Annotated in this window: 6 protein-coding genes, 1 pseudogene and 1 other annotated feature; all 7 genes and pseudogenes read left to right on the forward strand. The window is 40.1% G+C overall.

The annotated features are described in order from the left end of the window. Positions 1 to 82 precede the first annotated feature (82 nt). The 7 genes and pseudogenes from P4V41_RS19225 to P4V41_RS19255 all read left to right on the forward strand — a co-directional run bounded on the left by P4V41_RS19225 (position 83) and on the right by P4V41_RS19255 (position 9,259). Positions 83 to 343: a post-transcriptional regulator gene (locus P4V41_RS19225; RefSeq protein WP_328086756.1), complete on the forward strand. Its 261-nt coding sequence runs from the start codon at positions 83 to 85 to the stop codon at positions 341 to 343. Between the two features lie 327 nt (positions 344 to 670). Next, a pseudogene (secDF, locus tag P4V41_RS19230) lies at positions 671 to 2,885 on the forward strand (protein translocase subunit SecDF). A 71-nt stretch (positions 2,886 to 2,956) separates the two neighbouring features. Further along, positions 2,957 to 5,308, forward strand: coding sequence for a single-stranded-DNA-specific exonuclease RecJ (gene recJ, locus P4V41_RS19235; RefSeq protein ID WP_328086757.1), 2,352 nt, complete (start codon positions 2,957 to 2,959; stop codon positions 5,306 to 5,308). Between the two features lie 20 nt (positions 5,309 to 5,328). Beyond that, on the forward strand, positions 5,329 to 5,841 hold the full coding sequence (locus P4V41_RS19240) for an adenine phosphoribosyltransferase (RefSeq protein WP_066239566.1): 513 nt from the start codon (positions 5,329 to 5,331) through the stop codon (positions 5,839 to 5,841). Positions 5,842 to 6,372: 531 nt separating this feature from the next. Further along, entirely contained in the window at positions 6,373 to 8,556 is a 2,184-nt protein-coding gene (locus P4V41_RS19245) for a RelA/SpoT family protein (protein ID WP_197131245.1), read from the forward strand. A gap of 22 nt (positions 8,557 to 8,578) precedes the next feature. Then, positions 8,579 to 9,022: a D-aminoacyl-tRNA deacylase gene (dtd, locus tag P4V41_RS19250; RefSeq protein ID WP_328086758.1), complete on the forward strand. Its 444-nt coding sequence runs from the start codon at positions 8,579 to 8,581 to the stop codon at positions 9,020 to 9,022. A gap of 63 nt (positions 9,023 to 9,085) precedes the next feature. Continuing rightward, positions 9,086 to 9,259: a hypothetical protein gene (locus P4V41_RS19255; protein WP_197131240.1), complete on the forward strand. Its 174-nt coding sequence runs from the start codon at positions 9,086 to 9,088 to the stop codon at positions 9,257 to 9,259. Positions 9,260 to 9,302: 43 nt separating this feature from the next. Next, positions 9,303 to 9,533 (forward strand) — a binding site (T-box leader). Positions 9,534 to 9,872: the final 339 nt, after the last annotated feature.

Here is a 9,872-nt window from a genome sequence, read left to right on the forward strand (position 1 = left end):
ACAATCTTATATATCACTATATGCAAGTAGAGTGAATAGTCATGACAGCTTGTTTCATCTAATCTCGAAAGGAGAGAGTCAAATGGAGAATACACATTTTGCGGAATGGAAAAGAGAAGTGAAGCCAGCGGTACAGAGTAAAAAAGAAGAATTTCATTACTTAGGGTATGAAAGTGTAACTGAAGAGGAAATATGGGAATGTGTTCAATCTAGATTAAAGAAAAAGAAGGTTGAGCCTCGTCTTTACGCATTGGTTGATACAATCCTAGCTCTTTCACTTAATGATTTTATGACGTGGCTTACAGTACGCTCATATAAAGAAGAGGGGCTGTCCCAAGAGTAGAACTTACTTTTGGCAGCCCTGTTCTTTTTTGTTCCTTATTTTGTCTTATCTAGGGAGTTTTCTGAAAGATTGTTGTTTAAGTGTAAGGTGCGAGACTCATGGGAGCACACCGCACGCTCCATTGAATGTGAGCGAATGAAGCGGAAATCAGCTACTGTCAAGGGAACAATCTGTACGAAAAACAACTTAAGTTTATTATGTTTTATTTATGAACATTCACTGGACAAATTGACAGAAAAAAACAACAATCGCTATAATGGGAAGGGTTAGTATTCGTACTTATACATAGTGTTGTTTTTTGATACAGCATGAAGGAGGTTTCTTGAAGTGGTAAAAAGGAGTAAGATCGTCATCTTTTTTGTTGTGCTTATCATGTTCGCAGCACTAATAGGGCTTACAACAGAAAAGATCGTAAAAGGTACTAAGCTTGGACTAGATCTTCAAGGCGGATTTGAAGTACTTTACGATGTTGAACCTGTGAAAAAAGGTCAAAAAATTACACAGGAAACATTGAAGAGTACGGTTGAAGCATTAAACAGCCGTATAAACGTATTGGGTGTCTCTGAGCCTGAGATTCAGATCGAAGGAGACAACAGAATACGAGTTCAGCTTGCTGGTGTAACCGATCAAAACAAAGCACGTGAACTATTATCTACACAAGCAGAGTTAACATTCCGTGATGTGGATGATAAAGTGCTTTTAGATGGATCAGATTTAGTAGGAAATGGTGCAAAACAAACGTTTGAGTCTCAAAACAATAAACCGATTGTTTCTCTAAAGCTAAAAGACGCTAATAAGTTTGCTAAAATAACAGAAGAAGTGCTTAAACGTCAGCCACAAGGAGAAAATTTATTAGTTATCTGGCTGGATTATGAAAAAGGTGATTCTTTCAAAGAAGAACAAAAGAAAGAACTTGCTGGAAAACAGCCAAAATATATTTCTGCACCTTATGTAAGAGAAGTTCTTACAGAAGACGTAGTAACCATCACAGGTCAATTCTCTGTTGAAGAAGCACAGAGCTTAGCTAAAATTTTAAATGCGGGAGCTTTACCGGTTAAACTTGATGAAGTGTATTCTACATCAGTTGGAGCGAAGTTCGGAGAGAAAGCATTAAATGAAACTGTATTTGCTGGATTTATCGGAATTGCAGTGATCTTTTTATTCATGCTGATTTTCTATCGTGTGCCGGGAATAATTGCTGTAATCACGCTATCCATCTATATATGGTTGATCTTAGCTATTTTCTATCTGATGAACGGAGTATTAACGCTTCCGGGTATCGCAGCACTTATTCTTGGAGTGGGTATGGCGGTTGACGCTAACATCATTACGTATGAACGGATCAAAGAAGAACTTAGAAGCGGGAAATCTGTATTAAGTGCGTTTAAAGCTGGAAATCGTCGTTCATTTACTACAATTTTTGATGCAAACATTACGACAATCCTTGCCGCTGCTGTTTTATTCGCCTATGGAACAAGCTCAGTAAAAGGATTCGCGTTAGTTCTAATTATTTCAGTACTGGCTAGTTTCGTTACGGCCGTTTTTGGCTCAAGACTTTTCCTAGGTTTATGGGTGCAGTCTCGTGTTATGGATAAGAAGCCAGGCTTGTTTGGTGTAAAGGAGAGTGACATCCGTGAGCTTTAATTACGACTTTGTAAAAAACAGAAACCTTTACTTCATCATCTCAACTCTCCTGACCGTTGTAGGAATTGTTTTCTTACTTACGGCTGGGTTGAAGCTTGGTATTGATTTTGATAGTGGATCTCGTGTGAATATTCAAGCAAACGAGACACTTACCAATGAAAGTGTAGAAGAGGAGTTTAAGTCAATAGAACTTGAACCTGAAGCGGTTGTTCTTGCTGGGAAAAACGATCAAGCAAATGTTTCCTTTAAAGGTGCTTTGTCAAAAGACGAAGTAGTGAAAATCAACACTCACTTTGAAGAAAAATATGGTGAAACGCCAAGTATCAGTACTGTTACGCCAACGGTTGGCCGTGAGCTTGCACAGAACGCTTTTTATGCCGTGCTGATCGCTTCAGTCGGTATCATCATCTATGTAGCGTTCCGTTTTGAATGGAGCATGGCTGTTGCGTCTGTAGTGGCTTTATTACACGATGCTTTTATGATAATTGCCGTATTCAGTATCTTAAGGATAGAAGTAGACCTTCCGTTCATTGCAGCAGTTCTTACGATTGTTGGTTATTCGATCAACGACACGATCGTTACGTTTGACCGGATCCGAGAGAACATGAAACTTGAAAAAGTAAAAACACAAGAGAAACTGGCTGAAATCGTAAACAGAAGTATTCATGAGACGTTAGGTCGTTCCATAAATACCGTTTTAACTGTTATTATCGCAGCAATAGCGCTATTGATCTTTGGAGCAGATTCAATCAGAAACTTCTCCATTGCATTGTTAATCGGTCTTACTTTTGGTGCGTATTCTTCCATCTTTATCGCATCTCAGTTGTGGTACGTTATGAAATCACGACAGATGAAATCAAAAAGAACACGACCAGTTGAAGCAGAGCCAGAAATTTAAAGTAAATATCATTCATAAATTGTCACCTCTTATCCTGTTTTGTATAATGAATAGGTTAAGAGGTGATTTTTATGTTGGAGCCTAGAACAAGGTGGGAGATTCAAGAACCATCGGAAGACAAGGCGAAATGGTTGTCACAAGAATTAGATATCCCTCTTCTGATCGCTAACCTATTGGTTGTCAGAGGAATTGAAACGATAGAGAAAGCAGAAGCATTTTTAAAAATAGATATCGACCAATTTCACGATCCATTCTTGATGGATGGCATGAAAGAGAGCGTTGAGCGGATACATAGAGCTGTAGAATCTAATGAAAAGATTTTAATTTTCGGCGATTATGACGCTGATGGTGTAAGCAGTACGACGGTAATGTATTATGCACTGAAAGAACTCGGCGCACAGTTTGATTATTATATTCCGAACCGCTTTACAGAAGGCTATGGTCCGAATGAGCCTGCATTAAGAAAAGCGAAAGATGATGGTTACTCACTCGTAGTAACTGTTGATACAGGAATCTCTGCTGTACACGAAGCTAATATCGCAAAAGAGATCGGGCTAGACTTCATTATCACGGACCACCACGAGGCACCTCCTGTACTGCCAGATGCTTATAGCATTATCAATCCTAAGAAGCCTGGTTGTACATATCCATTCTCTGGTCTCGCAGGTGTAGGTGTAGCATTTAAAGTAGCACATGCCCTTCATGGTAAACCACCGCTACATTTACTTGATTACGCATGCATTGGAACAATAGCGGACCTTGTACCGCTTGTTGATGAAAATAGAGTGATCGCGAAACTTGGGATAGAAGCACTATCGAAAACGGATAAGATCGGTTTGCAAGAACTGCTAAAAGTAGCGGGTCTTTATGAAAAAGAATTGACGGCTGAAGATGTAGGATTCGCGATCGGCCCGCGAGTGAATGCAGCAGGAAGACTTGGTTCAGCGATGCCGGTGGTGGAGCTGTTTACTTCAAGTGATCGAGAGAAATCGGCCATGTTGTCACAAGAGATCGATTCGGTAAACAAAGAACGTCAAGGAATCGTAAACGAGATTACAAAAGAAGCAATCGCGATGGTCGAAGAAAGTTATCCTCCTGATGAGAATGAAGTGCTAGTCCTTGCCAAAGAGGGCTGGAATCCAGGAGTTATTGGTATCGTTGCCTCAAGATTGGTTGAAAAATTCTATCGTCCGACGATCGTGCTTTGTTTGGACCCTGAAAAGGAAACGGCAAAAGGATCAGCGCGAAGCATCAAAGGATTTGATATGTTTGAAAACCTTTCAGAATCTAGAGACATTCTTCCGCATTTCGGTGGGCATCCAATGGCTGCAGGAATGACACTTTCGATGTATGATGTCGATGAATTAAGAAGTAGGCTCATCCAGCAAGCTAAGGATTGTTTAAAACCAGAAGATTATCTGCCGGTTACGACAATCGATCTAACAGCAAGGTTAAATGAGATTTCATTAGAAACGGTGGAGCTCTTAAGTACGCTAGCTCCTTTCGGTGTTGGAAATCCATCGCCTCGCGTAATGGTTGAAGAAGTTCCGATCCGTGAGATGAAAAAGATAGGAAGTCAATCCAATCACCTCAAATTGCAGGTGGGCAATGGTGAGCTATCAGTTCTCGATTGCATTGGTTTTCAAAAAGGTAGCTTGTTAGAAGAGATGACTCCTTATTCGTTGGTTTCGATCGTTGGTCAGATACAACTGAACGAGTGGAACGGCTATAGAAAACCTCAGCTTCTTCTTGAAGATCTTTCAGTAAATCATTTTCAACTGTTTGATTATCGAGGTCTTAAAGATGCGGGCAAAAGGTTGATCGGACTACCATATTCTAAATCATGTTTTATCGCGTTTGAGGAAGAAACATTAAAGCATAAAGACTTTGAAGCGCTGTCTGACCAAGTGATCGGTGAAGATGAGCTGTTGACTCTACCCGAGGATTATTTTACAGGAAAGAATTTAGTGTTCTTAGATGTTCCTCCTTCTCTCACTCGCTTTTCTGAATGGTTGGAAACTATCGGAGAACCTTCAAGGATCTACGCGGTGTTCCACCAAAGTACAGAACACTTTTTTACGACTTTACCTACCAGAGAGCATTTTAAATGGTTTTATGGGTTCCTTGCAAAAAGGAAGACCTTTAATGTGCAGAGGGATGGCGCAGAACTAGCGAAATGGAAGGGCTGGTCAAAAGAAACAATAGATTTCATGTCAAAGGTGTTTTTTGAGCTGGATTTTGTTACAATAGACGATGGTGTTATTTTCATTAACAAAGAACCTAGCAAACGAGAATTAGAAAGTTCTGAAACGTATCAGAAAAAGTTTGAACAAGCAGACATTGAAAATCAGCTCGTTTACTCTTCTTATCATTCTTTAAAAAGCTGGTTTACAGAACAAACACGGCCAAAAGCCAGTTTGTAATTTTCAGGAGGCAAAGATTCATGGATTATAAGCCGTTTATTTCAGTAGTAGAGAATTTCCCAATCGAAGGCATTCGTTTTAAAGATATTACTTCACTTATGTCTGATGGTGCAGTATATAAACAAGCAATGGACGATATTGCTGTATATGCAAAAGAAAAACAGGTAGATGTGATCGTCGGACCTGAAGCACGTGGATTTATCGTAGGTTGCCCTGTAGCTTACACGTTAGGATTAGGATTTGTTCCAGTTCGTAAAGAAGGTAAACTACCTCGTGAAGTGATCAAAGTAGATTACGGTCTTGAGTATGGTAAAGATGTGCTAACGATGCATAAAGACGCGATCAAACCAGGACAAAGAGTCTTGATCACAGACGACCTACTCGCAACAGGTGGAACGATTGAAGCAACGATCAAGCTTGTAGAAGAGCTTGGTGGAGTAGTTGTAGGAATCGCATTCATGATTGAACTTACTTACTTAGATGGTCGTAAAAAACTTTCAGGTTATGATATCTTCACTTTAACTCAATACTAAAACGATGAAAGAGTTCCTTTTGAGGGGCTCTTTTTTTACCTCTCCTACAAACATTTGATTTTAAAGAGTCGGTTCTATACGACTGTTGCTTTTAATCTATTTTTACTATCTTCTTTGAAAAGTTGGTTGTAGTGGAAGGTGTGAGACTCTAGGCTAGGACAGGCGGGCAGTCCGAAAAGTGGAAGTGGCTCGTTCAGCCCCGACAAGCAAAAGGTGAATGGGCTAGGAAGGCGCACTTTGCCTTCTTGTCCATTTAGCTTTTGACCTCGAGGGGCTAGCCACTGCAACTAGACAGGTGAGACACTTAAGAGTGAGACGTACGAATATGGCTCACCGCCTGCCCCGCGGAAAGCGAAGCACCTGAAACGGAATCCAACTACTTTCAAAAACACCAAGTAAAATAACAGACATTATTTACAATCCTGTCACAAAATCTGCCTAATCATTCGACAAATTTCGTTTTTTGCTTTACATGAAGGGTCAATTTAACGATAATAGAAGCAATATACAATGACAACGTAAGGTGATTCCATGACGATTGAGGAAGTATTGCAAAAAGCGGAGAGCTATCTTTCTAAAGACGACTTAAGCTTCATCACGAAGGCTTATGAATATGCAAGAAATGCACATGAGGGACAATTCCGTAAATCGGGAGAGCCCTATATTCATCACCCTGTTGAAGTAGCAGCAATTTTGGTGAATCTGCAGATGGACCCTGTGACTGTAGCAGCAGGGTTTCTTCACGATGTAGTTGAAGATACACCGATTACACTTAAGGATATTTCCACTCAATTTAATGAAGAAGTGGCTATGCTTGTTGATGGTGTTACGAAGTTGAAGAAGATTAAGTTTAAGTCTAAAGAAGAACAGCAGGCTGAGAACCACCGGAAGATGTTCGTTGCTATGGCACAAGATATTCGTTGTATCTTGATTAAGCTGGCTGACCGTCTTCACAATATGCGCACGTTAAAGCATATGCCAAAAGAAAAGCAGATCCAAAAAGCGAATGAAACACTTGAAATCTTCGCCCCGCTTGCCCATCGCCTTGGTATTTCGACAATAAAGTGGGAACTTGAAGATGTTTCTTTAAGATACCTAAATCCACAGCAATACTATAGAATTGTTAACTTGATGCAACAAAAGCGCGCGGAACGGGAAGAGTATGTTCATCAAGTGATGGATGAGATGAAAAGTAAGCTTAAAGAAGTGAACATTCAAGTTGATATCTCTGGAAGACCAAAACATATTTATAGCATCTATCGAAAAATGGCTAAGCAAGGAAAGCAGTTCAATGAGATCTATGATCTTTTAGCTGTTCGTATTATCGTTCAGAATATTAAAGACTGTTATGCGGCTCTTGGTATTATCCACACGGCCTATAAGCCGATGCCTGGCCGTTTTAAAGATTATATCGCCATGCCAAAAGCAAATATGTACCAGTCTCTTCATACGACGGTCATCGGACCAAAAGGTGATCCACTTGAAGTCCAAATCAGAACATCTGATATGCATCGCGTAGCTGAATACGGGATTGCAGCACACTGGGCATATAAAGAGGGTGCAACAAAAGCTCCTGTCAGCTCATTTGAAAATAAACTAACATGGTTCCGTGAAATTCTTGAATGGCAAAACGATGTTGTAGATGCTGAAGAATTTATGGAATCTCTTAAGGTCGACCTTTTCTCTGATATGGTGTTTGTGTTCACTCCAAAAGGTGATGTTTATGAGCTTCCGTCAGGATCGGTTCCTATTGATTTTGCATACCGCATTCATACTGAGATAGGTAACAGATGTATCGGTGCAAAAGTAAACGGCAAGATGGTCACGTTAGATTATCGTTTGAAAACGGGAGATATTATCGAGATCTTAACGAGCAAACATTCCTACGGACCAAGTCAGGATTGGCTGAAAATCACTCAGAGCTCTCATGCAAAAAACAAGATCCGTCAATGGTTTAAGCGGGAGAGAAGAGAAGAGAACGTCGCAAAAGGCAAAGAGCTTGTTGAAAAAGAAATAAAGAATCGCGGGTACGATCTGAAAGACATCTTCACGAATGATAACATTCAATATGTAGCTCAAAAGTATAACTTTGCAGGCGAAGAAGATATGTACGCCGCAGTAGGATATAACGGCATAACGGCTGCGCAGATCGCCACTCGACTAACGGATAAAGTCCGACGTAAAAAAGAGCAGGACCCGGATAATTCTGAGCTGCTGGATGCGATAAGAGACTCTGCTGAAAAGCCTGAACCAAAACGAAGAACAGATTCAGGTATCGTGGTTAAAGGCATTGATAACATGCTTATTCGTTTATCTAAATGCTGTAATCCAGTTCCTGGAGATGACATTGTCGGTTATATTACAAAAGGTCGTGGTGTATCTGTTCACCGTGAAGATTGTGTCAACGTACACAACGAAGATGCACAAGTACGACTTTTACCGGTTGAATGGGAAGGTAATCTAGAGCAACCGAAGAATTATAACGTTGATATTGAGATTAATGGATTTGACCGTCGTGGCCTCTTAAATGAAGTTCTGCATGCTGTTGCAGAAACGAAAACGAATATTACAGCAGTAAGTGGTAAGTCAGATCGAAACAAGATGGCAACGATTAGTATGTCAATCTCGATTCACAACGTCAGCCACCTTCAAAAAGTAGTCGAACGAATCAAAAGAATTCCTGACATATATGCGGTTAGAAGATTGATGCAATAGGATTTAAGGAAGTGATTCTGCAATGAAAGTAGTATTACAGCGTGCTAAAGAGGCGAAGGTCACAGTCGATTCTGATGTTAAGGGCAGAATTGACAAAGGCCTTGTCCTCTTAGTTGGTGTTACTCATGAAGATACAGAGAAAGATGCGGATTATTTAGCCGAAAAGATCGTGAACCTCCGAATATTTGAAGATGAAAATGAAAAGATGAATCTTTCTTTAAAAGATACAGAAGGAAGCATCCTTTCTATTTCACAGTTCACGTTATACGGAGATACGAAAAAAGGCAGACGTCCAAATTTCATGGACGCTGCTAAACCTGATCATGCCATTACCATGTATGACTACTTTAACGACAAGCTTAAAAGCTTAGGAGTACATGTGGAGACAGGTGTATTCGGTGCGATGATGGATGTTTCGTTTACGAATGATGGACCAGTAACCTTAATCTTGGACTCTAAAATATAATCAACTTGAATGAAACCTCCGCCTTGATGGAAAGACTAAATCAAAAAGGTGGAGGTTTTTTGTATGAGGCAGAACCGGAAAGGCATAGAAGGAATCCCTCAATGGAAGCAGCTGAGCTTTCATGATTTTCTTTCTCTTGAAAAATCTGCAAACGATATGGAGCTTGCAGAAGAATTTGGAATGAATCTATATCAAGTGAATCAGTTAAAGAAAAAAATAAAACGCGAAAACTATTGACATCACACCCCATCTAAAAGTATGATAATCTACAATTCCAAAATGAAAACTGATGACGAAGAAAAGTAGCTTTACCCCACAGGGTTAGAGATGAAATACCATGGCTGAAAGTATTTCTCCCTGATGATAAAGTGAAAGACACTTCATAGGTTTTAATTCGAACGGTTAAGTTTTGACCTCAGTAGAGTTACACGTGGGCAATCGTTACTTGCATAATGAGGAAGCTTTTTTAGCTTCGAAGCAGGGTGGCACCGCGGGAAATCCCGTCCCTTATGAAATGACTGATTTCATAAGGGACGGGATTTTTTTATTTTTTATTAATGGCTTACCTCCTCTACAAGACTGTTGCTTTTAGTAATTTTGTTCATTCTCTTCACTGACAATTTGATTGGAGTGTAGGGTGCGAGACTCCTGCGGGACAGGTGGGCAGGTGAGACACTTAAGAGTGAAACGTACGAATGTGGCTCACCGCCTGCCCCGCGGAAAGCGAGCATCTGAAACGGAGATCAACCACTTTCAAGTACATCAATGAATACAACTGGCCTTATGCGTTCACTTCATTCTTCTTAAAAAAGCTCTTCATAGCATGATACACATCAGCTTTTTCTTTTAG

The organism is Fictibacillus nanhaiensis (assembly GCF_036213205.1).
In the GTDB taxonomy this organism is placed as follows: Bacteria; Bacillota; Bacilli; order Bacillales; family Fictibacillaceae; genus Fictibacillus; species Fictibacillus nanhaiensis_E.